At 44.1% G+C, this 17,689-nt stretch carries 18 protein-coding genes; 10 read left to right on the top strand and 8 right to left on the bottom strand.

Annotated elements, in window-relative coordinates; genetic code table 11:
• Positions 1-60 precede the first annotated feature (60 nt).
• The 5 genes from G3R49_RS03655 to G3R49_RS03635 all read right to left on the bottom strand — a co-directional run bounded on the left by G3R49_RS03655 (position 61) and on the right by G3R49_RS03635 (position 5,192).
• The gene (locus G3R49_RS03655) at positions 61-2,124 is read right to left on the bottom strand and encodes a TonB-dependent receptor (protein WP_167868666.1); all 2,064 of its coding nucleotides are present in this window, start codon (positions 2,122-2,124) and stop codon (positions 61-63) included.
• 200 nt (positions 2,125-2,324) lie between these two features.
• The gene (luxS, locus tag G3R49_RS03650; protein ID WP_130598214.1) at positions 2,325-2,834 is read right to left on the bottom strand and encodes an S-ribosylhomocysteine lyase; all 510 of its coding nucleotides are present in this window, start codon (positions 2,832-2,834) and stop codon (positions 2,325-2,327) included.
• Between the two features lie 109 nt (positions 2,835-2,943).
• Complete coding sequence (locus tag G3R49_RS03645) at positions 2,944-4,011, bottom strand: TRAP transporter substrate-binding protein (RefSeq protein WP_245335260.1); 1,068 nt, start codon at positions 4,009-4,011, stop codon at positions 2,944-2,946.
• A gap of 166 nt (positions 4,012-4,177) precedes the next feature.
• The gene (locus G3R49_RS03640; protein ID WP_130598216.1) at positions 4,178-4,477 is read right to left on the bottom strand and encodes a BolA family transcriptional regulator; all 300 of its coding nucleotides are present in this window, start codon (positions 4,475-4,477) and stop codon (positions 4,178-4,180) included.
• A 115-nt stretch (positions 4,478-4,592) separates the two neighbouring features.
• The gene (locus tag G3R49_RS03635; protein ID WP_167868664.1) at positions 4,593-5,192 is read right to left on the bottom strand and encodes an alpha-ketoglutarate-dependent dioxygenase AlkB; all 600 of its coding nucleotides are present in this window, start codon (positions 5,190-5,192) and stop codon (positions 4,593-4,595) included.
• A gap of 251 nt (positions 5,193-5,443) precedes the next feature.
• On the opposite strand from G3R49_RS03635, the gene G3R49_RS03630 reads away from it, so the two are divergent.
• The 3 genes from G3R49_RS03630 (at position 5,444) to G3R49_RS03620 (ending at position 8,509) form a co-directional block, all read left to right on the top strand.
• A complete protein-coding gene (locus tag G3R49_RS03630) occupies positions 5,444-6,256 on the top strand; it encodes a PH domain-containing protein (RefSeq protein ID WP_348633902.1) in 813 nt (270 codons plus the stop codon).
• On the top strand, positions 6,253-7,863 hold the full coding sequence (locus G3R49_RS03625) for a PH domain-containing protein (protein WP_167868663.1): 1,611 nt from the start codon (positions 6,253-6,255) through the stop codon (positions 7,861-7,863). The genes G3R49_RS03630 and G3R49_RS03625 overlap by 4 nt, the downstream gene beginning before the upstream one ends.
• Before the next feature lie 97 nt (positions 7,864-7,960).
• Positions 7,961-8,509, top strand: coding sequence for a DUF924 family protein (locus tag G3R49_RS03620; RefSeq protein ID WP_167868662.1), 549 nt, complete (start codon positions 7,961-7,963; stop codon positions 8,507-8,509).
• 129 nt (positions 8,510-8,638) lie between these two features.
• Here G3R49_RS03620 and G3R49_RS03615 read toward each other — a convergent pair whose 3' ends face one another.
• Positions 8,639-9,070 (bottom strand): universal stress protein, encoded by a 432-nt coding sequence (locus G3R49_RS03615; RefSeq protein ID WP_167868661.1) that lies wholly within the window; start codon positions 9,068-9,070, stop codon positions 8,639-8,641.
• Positions 9,071-9,364: 294 nt separating this feature from the next.
• Here G3R49_RS03615 and G3R49_RS03610 point away from each other — a divergent pair, with 294 nt between their 5' ends.
• The 6 genes from G3R49_RS03610 (at position 9,365) to G3R49_RS03585 (ending at position 15,300) form a co-directional block, all read left to right on the top strand.
• On the top strand, positions 9,365-10,786 hold the full coding sequence (locus G3R49_RS03610) for a coniferyl aldehyde dehydrogenase (RefSeq protein WP_167868660.1): 1,422 nt from the start codon (positions 9,365-9,367) through the stop codon (positions 10,784-10,786).
• Between the two features lie 347 nt (positions 10,787-11,133).
• On the top strand, positions 11,134-11,748 hold the full coding sequence (locus G3R49_RS03605; RefSeq protein ID WP_130598222.1) for a TetR/AcrR family transcriptional regulator: 615 nt from the start codon (positions 11,134-11,136) through the stop codon (positions 11,746-11,748).
• A gap of 234 nt (positions 11,749-11,982) precedes the next feature.
• Positions 11,983-12,855: a MipA/OmpV family protein gene (locus G3R49_RS03600; RefSeq protein WP_130598223.1), complete on the top strand. Its 873-nt coding sequence runs from the start codon at positions 11,983-11,985 to the stop codon at positions 12,853-12,855.
• Positions 12,855-13,277 (top strand): DUF3019 domain-containing protein, encoded by a 423-nt coding sequence (locus tag G3R49_RS03595; protein ID WP_130598224.1) that lies wholly within the window; start codon positions 12,855-12,857, stop codon positions 13,275-13,277. Before G3R49_RS03600 ends, G3R49_RS03595 begins: the two co-directional genes overlap by 1 nt.
• Positions 13,277-13,990: a winged helix-turn-helix domain-containing protein gene (locus G3R49_RS03590; RefSeq protein ID WP_130598225.1), complete on the top strand. Its 714-nt coding sequence runs from the start codon at positions 13,277-13,279 to the stop codon at positions 13,988-13,990. The genes G3R49_RS03595 and G3R49_RS03590 overlap by 1 nt, the downstream gene beginning before the upstream one ends.
• A gap of 11 nt (positions 13,991-14,001) precedes the next feature.
• A complete protein-coding gene (locus G3R49_RS03585) occupies positions 14,002-15,300 on the top strand; it encodes an ATP-binding protein (RefSeq protein WP_167868659.1) in 1,299 nt (432 codons plus the stop codon).
• Here the strand turns inward: G3R49_RS03585 and G3R49_RS03580 are convergent.
• Positions 15,297-15,602, bottom strand: a complete 306-nt coding sequence (locus tag G3R49_RS03580) for a DUF1289 domain-containing protein (RefSeq protein ID WP_130598227.1) — start codon at positions 15,600-15,602, stop codon at positions 15,297-15,299. The genes G3R49_RS03585 and G3R49_RS03580 overlap by 4 nt on opposite strands.
• 184 nt (positions 15,603-15,786) lie before the next feature.
• Here G3R49_RS03580 and G3R49_RS03575 point away from each other — a divergent pair, with 184 nt between their 5' ends.
• The gene (locus tag G3R49_RS03575) at positions 15,787-16,353 is read left to right on the top strand and encodes a DUF4136 domain-containing protein (RefSeq protein ID WP_167868658.1); all 567 of its coding nucleotides are present in this window, start codon (positions 15,787-15,789) and stop codon (positions 16,351-16,353) included.
• Between the two features lie 184 nt (positions 16,354-16,537).
• Here the strand turns inward: G3R49_RS03575 and G3R49_RS03570 are convergent, their stop codons facing one another.
• Positions 16,538-17,689: an HlyD family secretion protein gene (locus G3R49_RS03570; RefSeq protein ID WP_130598229.1), complete on the bottom strand. Its 1,152-nt coding sequence runs from the start codon at positions 17,687-17,689 to the stop codon at positions 16,538-16,540.

The following is a 17,689-nucleotide window of genomic DNA, read 5'->3' as shown; positions in this document are numbered from 1 at the left end:
AGCTAAAATAGCTTGAGCTTTAACATATTTAAAACAAATAGATAGATTGGATGTCAGCAGTTAAAAGCGACCTTGGTAGCCTAAAAGCGCTTTTTGCTCCGCCCCAGCGACGACACCTAAGTGCGAGTTGTGAGCCACAAGATCTTGATTAAGCGCGTTTTCTACTCGAAGATAAACTTGATGCTGCGCGCTAAAGTCATAGCTAGCTGCCACGTTTAGCTTCCACTGTGAATCAATTAAATAATCTTCAACTTGGTCATACATGTAACCTATCTCAGATTGATATAGAGCCTGCGCCATTAACGAGAAATCACCCACTACGATACCGGTACTAACAAAAGCTTGATGCTCTGGGGTCCAAGGTAAACGCGTTTCAGTGTCTGGGCAGCTACCGTTTGCGCAGGCACTATCATCAAGCTCTGTCTTTGCATAGAGATAGTTAGCAATAATTGGCATTGAGAAACTGTCGAATGCGAGTTGATAGTTAACACTCACATCGGCGCCATACACTTTCACATCTTCGATATTTTCTTGCAGAGTGTGGCCTTCATAACCACACACGACTCCCCACATGCAGCTGAAATGCATGTTATTAAAGTCATGGTAATAAGTGGCTGCATCTAAATGCATCGCGCCGAGAGTATATGCAGCGCTTAGCTCATACTGCATAGCCTCTTGGGCTTTTTGCAGTTTGTTGCCTGCTGATGCTGCCGTCCAGGCACGCTTAGCGTTTGCTTCAAAACGCCAGCTATCACCTTGATACACTGCGGCAAGTGAAGGTATCCAGCCGTCATCAGAAAAGTCGACATTAGTAATGTCATGGCTCGTAATAGAAACCTCACGGGTCACGTTAACGGTTTCGTATGACACGCCAGCTAAAATCTGCCATTTACCATAATTTAACTCGGTATCGACGCCAGCTAGAATGGCAGTAGCATCGTCTGTGTATGTCTCAACTGCGCTAAAGCTATTACCTGGGGTAAAGCTTAAGTCTTGCCCATAGATCCAATCTTGGTAGCCTAAGCGCATTTCAGCTTTATCATGGTGATAACGCCCATGATAAATAACCTTATGCTGGCCATATTGGTTAACGCCTTTAGTTTGAATACCAAAGCCATCAAACTCATTATCTTGTGCCATCGCCCCCAAAGTAAGGTCGACACCCAAAGGTTGACGCTCAAATAGCGCGAGCCCTGCTAGTAGCGATTTATCAATCACATCACCATTTAAGTACGCCATTTGTGACGTTTTCTGAGACATACTTTGATAGTAAAGATCGGTGTACATCTGGTTACTTGGTGATAACGTTACCTCGTGGGCTAAGGCATAGCGAGTGCGGCGTTGAGTTTCATTGTCAAACTGCGCTACTTGATAACGTTTTTGTGGCTCAAGCTCAAAATCAGCATCAGTCAAACCCAGCAATCCAGCGTCATTATCTTTATCAGAAAATTGAAAACTAAACTCAGTCTTTTGTGGATTTCGCGCCCCAAGTAGGCTGCCAGCACCAATCTTAAACATGATATCGGTATGGCTATACTGCGCATCTAAGTCACGCGCAATCCCCACATCTTGTTCGGCCTTTTGGTAGTCCACACCCAGCAACATAGTATATTGCTTAGATGTACCGCTCATAATAATGCCACCAGCGAGCTCACTATTTTGCCCAGCTTCCAGATTCACTATGGTCGCAGTATCGGCGCTACTAACTCGTTTTGACTGGTAGTCAACAACACCATAACTGCCTTCGCTGCCGATGCCAGCAGTAGTCGACTGCTCGACATTGACACTTTGTTGAAAAAATAGATTAGGTGCGATAACAAGATCGGCTGAGTAAGGGGCTGGTGAGAAGAAAATGCCATCTTGAGTTTGCGCAACACCATTTACTGCGCCGCGATTGACCACAGTATTGGCTTGATAGGAGCTTGCAGGCAACACAACCACACCAGATTGCGCCAGTGCCATTTCGGTGCTGCGGTATTGAAATGCTCCCATATCTTGGGTGACATCTACATCTGCGCGGCTCACTTGTTCTTTTTGTTGCTCTGCGGAATGCGCTAAGGGGGAGTTCACTAATGCCAAAATGGCACACGCGACTGTAGTAAGGCTAAACGGGCGACTAGACATGATTATCTCCATATATGTGTCTTTACGCTAAAAGCTTTGAAATTAGAACAATTCTATGAGATTAACCCTAATACAACAATGGTTTCAAACACATATTACAAACTAAAATGCTACATTTGAATAACCATTTACCCGCAGTCGCTCACTATGGTTTTTAAAGGGCACAAAAAAAGCGGCTTTCGCCGCTTTTAGGTTTTAGGCTACAGCCCTTTTAAAATATCATCACTAAGCTTTAAATCGTCATTGCGATTCACGTTAATACCTGATGCGATAATACTTCGAGCAATATCTTGTGCTTGCTCTAGCGAGTGCATTTCAAAAGTTCCACATTGATACTCGTTTAGCTCTGGAATTTGTGATTGCTCGACTACTTTAAGTACGTCTTCCATCGCTGCTAGCCAGGCTTCTGCAACGTCAGTTTCAGCAGGCGTGCCGATTAGGCTCATATAAAAACCAGTGCGGCATCCCATAGGAGAAATATCAATAATCTCCACATGGTCACCATTTAAATGATCACGCATAAAACCGGCAAAAAGGTGCTCCAAAGTATGAATCCCACGCTCACTCAGAATGTCTTGGTTTGGGATACAAAAGCGTAAGTCGAACACTGTAATAGTATCGCCTTTAGGCGTACTCATGTGTTTGGCAACGCGCACTGCCGGTGCACTCATCCTAGTATGATCAACAGTAAAGCTATCAAGTAACGGCATTGGATTCTCCCAAAAAGTTTTAGTTATTATCCGGATTTAGGTGCTTGCTGCCTTAATTTTTAGGCAGGTAAGATAATAACACTAACGTCTGCTTAGACTATTACAAATTCTATTCATCTAGCTCAACCATAGCGCCATGAGTGTAATCATAAAACTGTTTAAATAGCTTTTCATGGTGCAAGTATGATTCGCGAACTTTTGCAAACGGCGCATCACCGCGTCCAACCTTATCTAAAACACCACTGCGTGCTTGTTTAAGCTCGCGTATCACCTCAACCGGAAAAGGTTTAACAATAACATTGTAACGGTTGATAAGCTCAGGCATCGATTGTACGTGTCCATAGGTATAATCGTTTAACATATCCTGATTAATCGCTCTTGTGGCAATTGTCACTATAACTTGCAAATCTTCAGGCAGCTCATTAAAAGCTTGTTCATTTACTAAAAACTCCATTGCGCCGCTCGGCTCATGCCAACCAGGGTAATAATAATATTTAGCGACCTTATACAAACCCAACCTTTTATCATTATATGGCCCAACCCACTCAGCAGCATCAATCACACCTGTTTGCAATGCTGAAAACAGTTCGCGACCAGCCAAATTATCATAGGGAATACCGCCAACAGCGCGAAGCACCTCACCACCAAGACCCGGCAGTCGCATCTTTAATCCCTGAAGATCTTCAATCGAATTAATCTCTTTATTGAACCATCCCCCCATTTGCATACCGGTAAAACCACCGGCAAAAGGGATAACACCGTACGGTTCATAAGTCTCGCGCCACAGTTCCATACCGCCACCATAGAACAGCCAGGTATTCATTTGATCGGCGTTCATACCAAATGGGATTGAAGAGAAAAACTGCGCGGCAGGGATCTTCTCTTTCCAATAATATGCGGCGCTGTGCCCCATTTGTACCTCACCGTTGCTTACACCATCAAACACTTTGAGTGCAGGCATCACCTCACCCGCGCCATATACCTGAATGTTTAAACGGCCGTTAGACATTTGATTGACCAGCGTGGCAAAGTTTTCAGCTGCCATACCTAGACCAGGTAAATTTTTAGGCCAAGAAGTAACCAGTCGCCATTCAATTGCAGGCTCTTTGGTCTCGGTTGCAACTAACACAGGCGCTTTTTGTGGCTTGCAAGACGCTAACAAACCCAGCGCTAGCATTAATGCAATAAACGGTAACCGTGACATCCATAATCCTTGGAAGTGGTACATGAAATTAACATAACGCTATTTTCGCCAAACACCAATTTTTAGTCATCATTTTGCATAAAAAAACCTCACATAATGTGAGGTTAGTTAACTAAAGGCGATACAATTACTAATTAAATTAGCCTTTGCAATTTGGTGTACGTGGCACACTTTCTAGCTGCTGCCATTCTTGACTGGTGTATGTGTTGATGGACAAAGCGTGTACCCCATTAGCAAGTTCATGTGCCAAGGTGCCGTTTACATCGCGATGACGTGCAATTAAACGCTTACCATCAAATGATTCACTGACAATCACCACTTTAAAGTGGGTCTCAGAATTAGGGGGAACGTGATGGCGATTGCTTTCGTTGATCACTTCAAGGTGAGTAGGAGAAAACGCTTGGTTTAACTTATCAGTAATTTTTTGCTCTACCGACATAACTAACTCTTTTATTCGTCGTTGCAAGAGCAGGCAGGGTAAATCTTTCAACTTTAAAGATCAAACTTGTAACCTTATTTAACCTGATAAAAGTGTGAGGAAGCGCCGCTTTTTCTTAGTTAAATTTTTGATAAAAATCAGGCTTTATATGCCTAAAGGTATAGTTAAGCCGCGGCGAATTTACCCGTGCCCGCTTGGGTAATGCATGCTCCCAAGCTTGCTGCATACCGCCATGCATGATCAGTAAGTCTCCTTCAGCTAACAGATAATTAAATTTCTGCTTAGTCACTTTGTGTCGCACCACAAAATCTCGCGCCGCGCCAAGAGTTAATGACAAAATGGCTGAATCTTTGACTATTTCAGGTTCATTATCACTATGCCACCCCATGCAGTCTTGACCATCAACATAATGATTAACCAACACCCCATTGATATGGGTTGCATACTCAGGGAGCTTCTGTGTAAGCATTAATCGAATTTTTGCTAACTCTTGCGGCCAAGGCAAAGCGCGGATAAGTGAGCCCGAGTATTTGTAATCACAGCCGCTATCTGCAAACCAAACTTGAGTGCGCGGTATTGGGTGATATTTGCCAAATACCTGAATCACGATTTTCTCTAACGGGTAACCCTGACTTTCTTGCCACAGCTGCAGACACAACTTTGGCGGCAGAAACTGTTTTATCAAGGTTAAGGGCGGGGATTCATGTTGGGTCAATGTAGACTCACTTAGGTCATTCGCTGCTTTTAAGTTCAGTACGAGCCGCAGTTGCGCTAAGCGAACTGCTTTGGAATTAAGTTACCCGTGACATAAATTGTCAATTTATGTTTCAGTCTATAGTTGCTAATGGCAAAGCGCTATATAGTTTTAAATTAGCATGGGTTAATTTTGTTGTGTGATGCCTAATTAGGTCTTAGTGCCACTAATTAACTGTGCATGAGCAACTATTTCAAAGGAGTGACTTGAGCGTGGAAACCAAAATACCTAACGCACCTGAATCGGCAAACATGTCAGCACAAGCTGAGTCAAATAATGACACCACCGCGCAAATAGATATTGCTGAAGCTAACCACGTGTCTGAGCCTGTCGCTGCTGAGATATATGACCATGGACATTTGCAAGCGAGCGGCGAATGGAGCCAATTAGCCGAGCTGCAACTAACACCTGTTGACAGCCAATATGCCAAGTCGGTCCTACTCACCACTGCACCAATTGCGCTGCTAGTGTTAGTTATCATTGGCGCAATTTTAGTTGCGGCTCAACCTCCACTAATTATGGCAATGATTATCGCTAGCTGCGCTTTCATACTGGCACTGCTTGTTACAACGGCCATTTATAAACAAGCAAAAACCTATTGCTATGGCGTGTTTAACAAAGAGTTCGTTATGCGCGAAGGGTTATTCTGGATAAGTACCACAGCCCTTCCCTATACGCGCTTACAACATGCAAACATTAGCCAAGGACCAATCGAGCGCAAGTTTAACCTAGTTACGCTAAAGTGCTTTAGCGCCGGCAGTGGCTCTGCAGAAATCGACCTTCCAGGCCTAAACGCACAAGAGGCCGAGCATCTACGCCAACATATATTGCACTGCGCTACAGCTCAAGCGCCTGCAACCGAAGAGGCTTATATATCACCAGCGAGCATTTGTACCAGCGAACCTAACACAACGGCAGATAAAGCTACAGACAACCTGCTTGAAGACGATCTCGATCCCCTCCAAGTTATTGAAATCGATCATAGTGAGACTAAACGTACAGATACTTCTAAGGAGGGTAAATGAACCCTCAGGTTTCTAGCAAAAACGACTCTACTCAAGAGCCTTTAACCGACAAAAACGACGCCTATCAGCAGCCACCAGAAAAGAGCACTCAGTGGCAAGCACTGTCAGCATGGTCAATTATTAGCAATGTGGTTTCCACACTTAAAGTCTTGCTATCTAATGGTTACGCCATCATTCCTATTGTTTATACCGGTTGGCAAAAGGGCTTTAGTTTACAATGGTCAATCGCGGTAATTAGTGTACTAACGCTGTTAATTACCCTGTCTGCGCTCATTGAATGGCGCAAATTTCGTTATCGCATTCAAGGCAATCAATTAGAAGTTAAAAAAGGCTTATTGTTTACTAAGAAAAACGAAATACCACTTAATAAAATCCAGAACGTGCGCTTTGAGCAGCCTTTTTACTTTAGGCCAATGGATCTCGCTACCTTAGTGGTGGAGACGGCTGGGTCGAAAAAAGATGAAGCAACACTAGCTGCACTTGATCGCAAGTTAGCGCAAAGTTTAAAAGCGCGGCTACTGAAAAAGCCATCAATAACAAACGACACCCATCAAGTAGGCACACAAGACAACAGTGCTGACGATCAAGCGCGCGACTTGCAAGATGGTAAGCTCATTGCGACCCGCAGTTTAAAGCAACTTGTAACTTATGGCTTATACCAGAACAACTTCATCTGGTTTGCAATTGTAGCAGGCCCTATCGCTGGGCAAATTCAATGGGAAGAAGTCGCTAAGAACCCGCTAGTGGGTGAGGTATTTTCCTGGTTTGCTTTACATACCTCGCATAATGTGGGCTTGCAGCTGCTAACCTTCTTTGGTCTGTTATTTATGTTTTACGCGGTGATTTCGTTAATTTCGGTGATTGCTGCGGTACTAAAATACCATCCTTATCAGCTAAAGCTGCTAAACAGAACATTGCAACGCAGTGGTGGCGTTATTTCTCACCAGCAAGATGCGCTAAAAACTCACCGAATTCAGGTTATTCAATTTGAACAACCAGCGCTTGCTAGGGTGATTGGTCGCTGGACCTTGTTTTTTAAACAGGTTGCAGGTCAAGAGATAGAGGAGAGAACCAAGCAAAATATGCTAGTGCCATGTGTGAGTAATAGCGAGATTGCTCCGCTTATCGCCAACCTACCTGAAGTTAAAGATCAAAAAATTACTATTCCCGAGCGGTTTATTGGCATTCATATCACCTGGTTTTATCGCCGTGTTCAACTAGCCATAATCCCTGCCACCATCTTTTCAATGTTTCATTTATTTATTCCCGATGGTCCACCTATATTCAACTGGTTTTGGGGCGCCACAATAGTTGTAATTGGTTTGCTTTACCTGCGATACCGCCAATGGGGATACTGGATTAATGACAATGTTGTCTGGCAGCACACAGGTTTAATCGGCCAAAACTGGAAACGCATTCCGTATAATAAGATTCAGAGTGTCAAAGTGACCCAAACTCGCACTCAAAAACGCGCAGGTTTGGCTTACATCGAACTTGGTCTCGCTAGTGGCACGCTAACCTTGCCATATGTACCAGAGAGCGTTGCCCAAACAATCGTCACGCGATCGCTAAGCAAAACCGTAAATGATCACAATAACTGGATTTAACCTGGTCAGCTTGTACGAGATTTAGGGTAAGTATAAGGCTAATACTGCCAACCCTGTTCAGCGAAAGTAACCAAAACAAGAAAGAGACAACTGTAAAATGAATAACTCAATGACTGCCCAACACATTATTGATTTTTGGTTCAAGCAAATCACCCCTGCGCAATGGTGGCAAAAAGATGATGAATTCGATAAAGCCATCATTAGGCAATTTGGATCACTGTTAGCGCAAGCTGAAGCAGGGGAATTGGCCCACTGGCGAGAGTCTGTTATTGGCCGCTTAGCTGAAGTGATTGTGCTAGATCAGTTCTCGCGCAACGCTTATCGAGACACACCTAAAGCATTCGCCAACGACCCAATGGCACTAACTCTGGCGCAATATGCAATAGCGCAAGACGACTTAATGGCACTAAGCAGTGAGCAAGCCCCTTTTTTAATCATGCCTTATATGCACAGCGAGTCTGCACTTATCCATGAGCAAGCCGTGCCATTGTTCGAGAAATACGCTAAGGGCAATCTTGATTTTGAATTGAAGCATAAAGTGATTATTGATGAATTTGGCCGTTACCCGCACCGCAATCAAATCCTTGGCCGTGAATCTTCAGCTGCTGAGGTGAGCTTTTTAACTCAGCCTGGTTCGAGCTTTTAGCGCCTAGCTTTTAACACCTAGTCTCTATCGCCTAACAGTCTGGGCACGAATAATAAGAGCAGCCAATTGGCTGCTCTTTGTTTAACGGTTACTAGGGCCTGCTTTTCAACAAAGCTGCAGGATTGTGGTTTACTTAACGACCAGTACCGGGCATTTTGCTTGGTTTGCCACAGCTTCCGCGACATTGTCATGCAGAAAATGCGCTAAGCCGCTACGCCCATGGCTGGCTATCACCACCATACCAATATCGCCACCATTAGCCTCAGCCACAATTTCCTCAGTTGCATCGCCGCGACGGATCAAAGTTTCCACCTTAAGATCTGTGTTTAGCTCCGCAAGTAAAGCATGCATTTTTTCGGCTGCAGCCTTCTCCATACTGGCTGCGAGCTCTTCTGGCGTAATCGCCAAAATCATGTAGTTCTCATCACCTAATGGCTGGTCAACCACATGCAAAATACGGATCCCAACTTGATAAAGGTTAGCCATTTCAATTGCATAACGCAGCGCATGTGAAGCCGTCTCTGAGAAGTCAGTAGGCCATAAAATTGTCTTAGTACGCATACACCCTCCTTAAGTTCAACCGCTTGTCTATCATCAGTGTAGTAGGCATTTCAGCATTCCACTGTGATCTAGCTCAAAGCAGGTTGACATGTTCAAAAAAAACACACAAACTAAACCGACTAATCAGTCGGTTTTATGTTTTTACGCATTAATAGCTTGTAGCTACCTGCTTAAAAGCAAAGCTTGCAACAGAGCATAAACCTAAGACTGTCATCGCGCCGACTATTGTAATCAATGGTGCACATAACTCTTGTATCCACCAATGCGGATACCTAGCAGAAACAGGGTCTTACTATGAACATGGCTATTGATCACTCCAAAACTCAGTCGCTTTCCGGCATACTTGCCAACCAGAAACAGGCATTCTCGTCAACGCCTTACCCTAGTTACCAGCAACGTATCGATAAGCTACAAGCTCTCAAGCAAGCTTTACTCAAGCACCATGAGTCTGCCATAGCCGCATTAAAGCAAGATTACGGTCATAGACCTGACAGTGACACCACCATCGCTGACATCATGCCTTGTGTGAATAACATCAATTACACCTGTAAAAAGCTCAAATCCTGGATGAAGCCAAGTAAGCGCCATGCAGGATTATTGTTATCCCCATCAAAAGTTGCCGTTGAGTATCAACCTAAAGGCGTAATTGGCATTATTGTGCCGTGGAACTTCCCAGTACAACTGGCGATTAGCCCACTACTTACAGCGATTGCTGCTGGTAACCGTGCTATGTTGAAAATGTCAGAGTTTACTCCAGCAACCAATCAGGTTGTGCGGACTATGCTTGCCGAAGTATTTAGTGAAGATGAAGTTGCGGTGATTGAAGGCGAAGCAGATGTGGCAGCAGAGTTTTCATCACTAGCATTTGACCATTTAATGTTTACTGGCTCTACAGCTGTAGGTAAGCATGTTATGCGCGCCGCAGCAGATAATCTCACACCAGTCACCCTAGAGCTTGGCGGCAAATCTCCAGCAGTTATCGCCCCAGATATGGATATCGACACCGCAGTTGAGCGTCTTATCTATGGTAAATGCCTCAACGCCGGACAAATCTGTGTATCCCCCGACTATGTATTTTGCCCGCAACACAAAGTAGATGAGTTTATATCCGCATATCAAGCCAGATTCCAAAATATGTACCCTGAGTTTGACACCAATGATGATTACGGCAACGTGATTAACGACCGTCAACACCAACGCTTGCAGGGCTTACTTGAAGATGCAAAAGCAAAAGGCGCGCAGATAACCGCCGCCAATGCACAGCCTATGACCTCAACGCGTAAAATGGCAACGCAATTAGTAACTAACGTCAATGACGATATGGCCGTGATGCAAAGTGAGATCTTTGGCCCAATCTTGCCAATCATGGGCTACGACTCGCTTGATCAAGCAATTGATTACATCAAGTCACACGACCGTCCATTGGCACTGTATTTAATGAGTTTTGACACTGCGACACAACAACACGTAATCAAGCAGACTCACGCTGGCGGTATGGGGATTAACGAAACAGTTTTCCACGTTGCAGCCGACGATGCACCGTTTGGTGGCATAGGTCCTTCAGGTATGGGGCATTACCATGGTAAAGAAGGTTTTTTAACCTTTAGCCATGCCAAAACAATCTTAAAAAGCGGTAAGCTTAATTCTGGTAAATTAGTTCACCCTCCTTATGGTAATGGCATTCAGCGTGCTTTAACCTCTTTCTTCCTACGCTAGGCGTATGTTGGAAAAGCACTAGGGCCTGTTAATCTTTGCTGATTAGAATTTGTTCGAATTAAAAGCACTTTAATCGAGGCGTGAGCGGTGACGTCTAATCACCTACACAAATTCGATCACAACAAACTAGCTCTTTGCTAAGGGCGTAGGTGCTTTTAAACGAACCTTTCAGGCTGCGCTTGTTGTCATTTCTACTGCGTTAACGACTTATCATGTGGAACAACCACACATCAAAGTCGTTGCCTTGTATAAATTTCCAACAAGCTGCTGCAAAAATAATCTTGAAAGGTCAACAGGCCCTAGCTAAGGGTTTAAGAACAAAATAGATAGGATGAGTTGGAGTTGTCATGAATCAAGCCATTGCTCAGAGCAAAACAAACAAGCAAAAACGAAACAAACTAGATAAACGTCAAGCAGTACTCGATGCGGCGCTGACACTGTTTGTTGAAAATGGCTTTCATGGCACTTCAACCGCATCAATTGCCAAACATGCAGGTGTCGCAACCGGCACCTTATTTCATCATTTCGCCACTAAAGACGCGATACTCACCGAACTGTTTGTTACCATAAAAACCCGCTTTGCCAGCGAAATTACCAGCAAAGCCGCCCTAAATGGCGACTTTGAGCATGATGCTAATGCCCTATGGCAACAAGCTATCGACTGGGCGCTAGCAAATCCACTGCAACAAGCATTTTTCTTACATTTTTCGCTCTCAAGCGAGATACCTAGTAATACCCGCAATATGGCAATGCACGACATTCTTGGCTTTTTAGTCGATATGCTCAAGCAAGGTCAGCAGCAGGGTGAGCTATGCCAATACCCCATTGAGCTGATGTTAGAGAATTGTCATGGTCAATATTTGGCTGCGATTCGCTTCTTTACCGATAATCCTCAGTTGGGTATTGATCCAAATCATCGTAATGCCAGTTTTCAACTGTTTTGGCGTGCAATTAAGGCGTAATTCCTTAAGATACCCTTGTTATAGAATAAACTGATAACAATGTTTAACAAAGGCAGCGATTTCGACGGCATGTTGTAATCATGTTTTCGGTATTCTTGACGCATTAAAACCGTGTTTCAATTAACAGTTATCACATTCTCTGCATCAGTTTGTAACACCAACACCTTTTCTGATTACTTAATAAATCGCTGATGTTAAGATTACCCATTGTTTGTAATTATTACCTAATATCATATGCATAAAACAATTCTGCAGTTTTTGATTGTCTTTTTAGCTGTGCATACTCAGGTTTTTGCTGAGGAGTCTTGCAAACAAAGTCAAAACTGTATCGACATCGACCGCTGGGACTTAGCCCTTGCCATCGGCTTAGGCTCGCGTTCAAATCCACTTTCAGACTACGAAAACATCCCCGTTTACGTTGTACCTTCGATCGCCTATTACGGTGACAACTGGTTTTTTGACAACGGCAACCTTGGTTATAGTTTGATCGAGTCTGAGCGATTTACTATCAATCTTGCGACAACTTACAGTGACGATAGCGGCTTTTTTAATAAGTGGGATCCATCAAACATTTTTATGTTAGCTAATGGCTACCAGCGCAGCAGTGTAAGCGCGAGCTCCGCACAGCAAGCTGAAATGGTTGATAAAACCATTGATTTTGATGAGTTGGGTGACCGTAACTTTACTATGCTTGCTACCATCGAAGGCTTTTATTTTAGCCGCTTCGGTGTACTCAAAGCGGCTATTGGTCATGATATGTTCAATGTCCACAACGGCGCCCAAGCCGATTTTAAATGGAACTATTCTATTGCTGTGGATAATTGGGTGTTCGATACTGGCGTATCGGCAACCTGGAAAAGTGAAGATCTAGTTGATTACTATTACGGCATTCGCGTGACAGAAAATACCTTTTGGCATCAGCAATATCGTGCATCGTCTGCATGGAATTTTGGCGCTGAACTAACTGCCCGCTATTTAATAGCTACCCACTGGGATGCCTTGCTAGCTCTACGTTACACGAAGTTTGCAAAAGCTATCAGCGATAGCCCTTTGTTATCAGATGATTACTCTTCAACTTATTTTGTTGGAATGGCTTATAGATTCTGATGCAATTACGTCAACCAATACGCTGCATTTTTCAGCTAGCTATCATTTCCTTACTCTTTTTGGGTATTGCGTCCCCTAAAGCTGATACACTTTCAGCGCAAGTGGAGCTTACGGCTACACCGCACATGTGTCTGACTGATACACAAAGCCAACTTTGTGAAACAGACATTACCCTAAATTGGGAGATGGACAGCGATGAGCTGGTCTGCATAATCTCAGATTATCCAGATATGCCGCGTTGGTGTTCTGAGGATCCTAACACCCAGTCTCTTAGTCTAAAAATTAAATCCGATAAAGACATTCAGTTTGTCTTGGTGCAAAAAAATAATAACAACACCCTTGCAGGGGTAAAAGTTAAAGTCACCACGGCGTCTAGCACCAAAGTGAGACGTCGCTATCGCAACCCTTGGAGCTTTTTTTAATGGCTACAGTTCAATCGACTCATCGAGTGCTATTGGTTGAAGATGACATTCGACTGGCAAACTTAATCGTGGACTATTTGAAATCTCACGATATGCACGTAGAAGTAGAGCGTCGTGGCGACACTGTATTGACCCGACTAATCAGTTATAAGCCCGACATTATCCTGCTAGATATCATGCTTCCAGGCCTAGATGGCTTAAGTTTATGTGAGAAGCTGCCTGACTATTTTGCTGGCCCAGTGCTGCTAATGAGTGCATTAGGATCAAATGAAGATCAAATTAAAGGTCTTGAATTGGGTGCAGATGATTACATCGTCAAACCTGTTGATCCGGCGCTGCTAGTTGCTCGCATCAACAACTTACTTCGCCGTCAAGCACAACCAGCTAAAGCAGAGTCGCACTGCTTAAGCTTTGGTAAACTCAACATTGACCCACACACTCAAGCTATTCGCTTAGGTAATACTGAAATTGACTTAACAAGTCATGAGTTTGAATTACTCTGGTTACTTGCATCTCAAGCTGGACAAGTGCTTAGTCGTCAGTATATTTATCAGTACTTACTTAACATTGATTTTGATGGCAAAGATCGTAAGATCGACGTTCGTATCTCACGCCTACGCAAAAAGCTAGGTGATAGCATCGAAACGCCATTTAGGATCAAAACCGTATGGGGACAAGGTTACTTATTCGCGCCAGAAGCCTGGAATAACTAACCCGCACACGCTTGAAACGTTTATTTATCAGCTTATACCTGCTGTTAAGCCTAAGCTTCTTAGGTATCGGCTGGAGTTTAGACACCCTTTGGCAACGCAATGTTGATGACAGTGGCGAATTCAATTCGCCACTGATTGCTTTTGCCTTATTGTTAGGTGAGATACCTAAGCAAGACCGCCTTCATCATTTAAGAAATATTCAGGCAAACCACCCTATTCCATTGGCACTGCATGAGCGCGACCAAATTGCCCTTGCTGGTGACATCGAGCTCGCCCCCAATGAAGTCCTTTCAACGATTACCGAAAACAAACACGAGCTGTTTTTTATTGCTGTTGGTGATCAAGTTTTGGTTGCTGGCCCGATTGATGTTGACCCAAGAGAAGAACTACGCGGCTTATTCACACTGTTTTTCTACTTATCTCTTGCACTAGTCTCACTGGTTTGGGTATGGCCGTTATCGCGAGATTTAAAAAATCTGCGCCAGGCTACCGCCGCCTTCGGTAAAGCTAATTGGGACACCCGCATTAAGCTGGCAAAAAGCTCTCAAGTATCGCCGTTAGCGAGCACGTTCAATGATATGGCCAACCATATCTCAGAGTTGATTGATAACCAGAAGCATCTCACTAACGCCATCTCCCATGAAATTCGCACGCCACTCGGGCGGCTGAAGTTTGCGCTAGCATTACTGCCGCAGTACTTTGAGCCCAATACGCAAGTGAGTAAACGTGACGATTTTCTTAATGCAATGCAGGCTGACATTGAGGAAATGGAAACCCTACTGCAAGAGCTACTTACATACGCCAGCCTAGAAACCCAATACGTCGAGCCAGAGTTTGAGAACTGTGAGCTGGTAAATACCAGTCAACAGCTGATTAAACGCTTGCAGCCACTCAGTCCCACTACAATTAATTGGGAATGTAACTTTGAAGAAGTGTATGTAAAAGGTGAAGTTGCATTGATTGAAAGAGCTATCCAGAACCTTATCACCAATGCACAGCGATATGGCGACAGTACCATCATCGTCACTTTAAACATCTTAGGTGAACATATAAGACTGTCTGTCACCAACGACGGGCCAGAGATCCCATTGGAGGATCAACCGCATATTTTTAAGCCGTTTTTCCGCTCTAAATTACAACATCATGCAAACAAAGGACACGGGTTAGGATTGGCCATTATTAGTCGAGTGATGAACCGTCACCGCGGCCGGATCACCGTAAGTAGCAACCCAAACCAAACTACGTTTAGCTTGTTATGGCCAAAAGACTCCTTGAGGACAAAAGAATCAGGCGATGGTCAGGCAAGCTAATCTTTAGATTGTGACTCATCAATTGCAGGCAAAGCATCGTCATCGTCAAAATCAAACTGAGGATTAACCTGAGCTTGCTGTTGATGTAATTGCTGTTGCTTTGCTTTATACAGTGCATATTGCCGACGGCGTTTGCGGGCGCGACACAAGCGCACCACATCTTGCTTTTGCACTTCAGACAAATTCATCCAGTTAAACCTTTCATCACGGCTGCGAAAACAACCCATGCAATAGCCCCGAGCATCTGTCTGACAGATCCCGACACAAGGGCTAGGTACACTGAAAAAACTTAACTGTTCCATGATTTCCTAAACTAACGCGAGCTAGTACAAATTAAAAGCCTAGACCACTTAGAATTAAATATAATTTAATCAACAACTAGTGGCTTTGTCTTGTGTAAAAGTCGACAACTGCCTATGGGCACCGTAGACTCAAAGCATAGTTAATTTTTAGTTTTTTGACGTTTTCATTTCTCTGGAGCTCACCATGGCCTTATCTAATACATCCTGCTGGGTACAAAAACTTAGCTTTGGCTTTATTGCCACTTCTCTACTGCTGCTTGCCGGTTGTAAATCGACTCCGCAATCAGACTACGACACTAACTACGATTTTAATCAGCTAAAAAGTTACAGCCATCTTGTGCTTGAAGAGGCAACCGATACCATTAGTGCCGAGCGTATTAAACAGGCAATTGATACTCAGCTGCAGGCGCAGGGTTTTAAACTAAAACAAGGTGATAGTGACTTTTTGGTTAGCTATCGCTTTATCACTCAGGAAAAACCCAAAAGCTCTGGTATGTCGATTGGCTTAGGCACAGGAACCAGTGGTCGCCATGGTTCTATTGGCATAGGCACGTCAATTCCAGTTGGCGAAGAAATGGTAACTGAGCAAAGTATTCAAATTGATGTTGTCGACAGTAAAACCAACCGCCTAATTTGGCGTGGCAGTGACAAATTTGATTTCGATAAAGGTGGCGAAGCGAAACTTGAAAGCACCAATGCGACTGTCGCGAATATCTTAAGTGTGTTCCCACCGCAAAAGGTAAGCAATTAATAGCAGATGGCTCTTCGAGAATAGAACTTTGCAAATAGCTCTTTGCGAATAGCTCGTGACGAATGGTGCTCAAAGATAGTTCTTGTTAAAATTCAATAACAAAACAGCCCGCTGACGCGGGCTGTATTATTTCTTACTCAATTGTAACCTACTCAGTTACAACATTAACGCGCTCAGTAAGCGGCTAGTGCCCTTCTCCGAACAGGTAATTTAACCAGCTTTGCATTCTCAGTAGCACGCGTCGAATAATCGATACGTGACTAAAGTGCTCGGTGTAAACCGCTGCCTGCCCTGCAACACCTGCAGGTAAATTACGCAAAGTTTCATGTTGCTCATGATCAATATCAATCAACACTAATGCACGGCCGCGTTGGAACAACCTGCTAGATGATTGCAGCGTGCCGCCAAACTGAATTTCACCCTCTGCCATCGCCGGTAATACTGCAGACACCTTACCTTTAAACACCTTGCCCGGCACGGCATCTAAAATCACTTCGGCTTCATCACCGACCTTTAACCTTAACAGTGAGTTTTGCCAAAACGCTCCTGCAAAGTAACGGTCTTCATCAGGAATAAAGCTCATTGCAGGTCTAAGCGGTAGCGGAACTGCCATCGCACCTTCACGCAGCGCTAATTGCGTAACCACACCATCTGCAGGTGCTCGCACAACAGTTCGTTCCAAGTCGTACCTGGCTTGGTCAAGCTGAGCTTGCAGGCCCGCAACCTTAGTATTTACACCATCAATATTTGACTCAAACGCCAGACGTGATCTTAACTCGTCAGCTTTTGCGGCCTCTAAGCGCGCTGCTGATGCATAAAATAGCTGGCGTTTGTTATCTAATTCAAGCTCAGTAAAGGGTGAATTACGGCCGCCCTTTTTGCGCCCTTCTTCATAACGCTTATAAGCGGATTCAGTTCGGTCTTTGTCAGCTTGCGCCTGGGCAACAGCTGCTGTGGCAATCTCAACAGCGGCTTGTAGCTGTGGTACTTGCTGCTCAGCTTCTTTTAATGCTGCCAGTTTTTGTTTAACTGCAGCTTCAAAAGGCACGGGGTCAATTTTAAAAAGCACATCCCCCTTTTTAACCGGCTCATTTGGCTTAACACTGACTTCTGTGACAATGCCACGTACTGCAGGAGTGATAGGCACAGATGCAAAGTACTCGCGGCTAAATTTGGTATAAGGATGGTTATAATTCATCAACAGCAACAAGGTGCCGATAAGCGCAATACCACCTAAAATGGCCGTAGGTACCGTCCACTTTGTTAACGGGATTTTGAAAATCTTAAAAATGGCGACACAAAATGCGGTATAGGTAAGAATAAGCAGTAAATCCAT

The sequence above is a fragment of the Shewanella sp. WXL01 genome, from assembly GCF_012263345.1.
Taxonomy (GTDB): Bacteria; Pseudomonadota; Gammaproteobacteria; order Enterobacterales; family Shewanellaceae; genus Shewanella; species Shewanella maritima.
This window is presented reverse-complemented; position numbering and strand designations above follow the sequence as displayed.

Coding starts and splice junctions, on each gene's coding strand:
- G3R49_RS03605 (WP_130598222.1), top strand. CDS start 11,134: ATGAATCAAGCCATTGCTCAGAGCAAAACAAACAAGCAAAAACGAAAC.
- G3R49_RS03575 (WP_167868658.1), top strand. CDS start 15,787: ATGGCCTTATCTAATACATCCTGCTGGGTACAAAAACTTAGCTTTGGC.
- G3R49_RS03645 (WP_245335260.1), bottom strand. CDS start 4,011: ATGCTAGCGCTGGGTTTGTTAGCGTCTTGCAAGCCACAAAAAGCGCCT.
- G3R49_RS03625 (WP_167868663.1), top strand. CDS start 6,253: ATGAACCCTCAGGTTTCTAGCAAAAACGACTCTACTCAAGAGCCTTTA.
- G3R49_RS03600 (WP_130598223.1), top strand. CDS start 11,983: ATGCATAAAACAATTCTGCAGTTTTTGATTGTCTTTTTAGCTGTGCAT.
- G3R49_RS03590 (WP_130598225.1), top strand. CDS start 13,277: ATGGCTACAGTTCAATCGACTCATCGAGTGCTATTGGTTGAAGATGAC.
- G3R49_RS03610 (WP_167868660.1), top strand. CDS start 9,365: ATGAACATGGCTATTGATCACTCCAAAACTCAGTCGCTTTCCGGCATA.
- G3R49_RS03640 (WP_130598216.1), bottom strand. CDS start 4,477: ATGTCGGTAGAGCAAAAAATTACTGATAAGTTAAACCAAGCGTTTTCT.
- G3R49_RS03615 (WP_167868661.1), bottom strand. CDS start 9,070: ATGCGTACTAAGACAATTTTATGGCCTACTGACTTCTCAGAGACGGCT.
- G3R49_RS03595 (WP_130598224.1), top strand. CDS start 12,855: ATGCAATTACGTCAACCAATACGCTGCATTTTTCAGCTAGCTATCATT.
- G3R49_RS03580 (WP_130598227.1), bottom strand. CDS start 15,602: ATGGAACAGTTAAGTTTTTTCAGTGTACCTAGCCCTTGTGTCGGGATC.
- G3R49_RS03570 (WP_130598229.1), bottom strand. CDS start 17,689: ATGGATTTACTGCTTATTCTTACCTATACCGCATTTTGTGTCGCCATT.
- luxS (WP_130598214.1), bottom strand. CDS start 2,834: ATGCCGTTACTTGATAGCTTTACTGTTGATCATACTAGGATGAGTGCA.
- G3R49_RS03655 (WP_167868666.1), bottom strand. CDS start 2,124: ATGTCTAGTCGCCCGTTTAGCCTTACTACAGTCGCGTGTGCCATTTTG.
- G3R49_RS03620 (WP_167868662.1), top strand. CDS start 7,961: ATGAATAACTCAATGACTGCCCAACACATTATTGATTTTTGGTTCAAG.